Consider the following 490-nt stretch of genomic DNA (forward strand, 5'->3'; position numbering starts at 1 on the left):
CGACATTCAACTTTCCGGTATGTGAATATAATTTAGAATGAAAAGTAGCAGGACAATGGGAGATGAGACCCAATGCCCTGCTTCTCTGTTTATTCGGAACGAACTGTAATATATTTTTGTTTTCGACTGTTTGGCTTATCTGGAATAGTCATTTTAAGCTGGCCACTTGCCAGTAGAGGATTCAAATATTTTCTTGTAAAATAAGTGAGATTTCGATAACCAATAAACGAGCAAATTTCTTGTTTGCTTTTTTCTGTTATACAAAAATCCAAGACTGCGTGTAGGATGTCCTGTGATTTATCTTGATCACTAACTTGGTCACTGACTAAGTTTTTCTGACTAAGATGGTAATTCACATTTTTCAAAATGACTCTGAAATCTGTCGCTGTTGAGGAAAATTCGGGCTTATATGCCTCTGTGTATCCAGGCAGCTTTTCGGTTTCACTGACGATTTTGCGTAGGCCACTTCCACGGCGTTCCATGTACTTCA

The 490-nt window shown here is 38.2% G+C and carries 1 protein-coding gene; it reads right to left on the reverse strand.

Annotation, left to right across the window (positions count from 1 at the left end; all coding sequences use genetic code 11):
* Window positions 1-89: 89 nt before the first annotated feature.
* Window positions 90-490 (reverse strand): Fic family protein (locus tag GPK83_RS12275; protein ID WP_345941811.1); only part of this gene is annotated, 401 nt, incomplete at its 5' end.

Origin of the sequence: Clostridium sp. MCC328 (assembly GCF_018785465.1) — a bacterium.
Lineage (GTDB): Bacteria > Bacillota > Clostridia > Lachnospirales > Lachnospiraceae > Pilosibacter > Pilosibacter fragilis.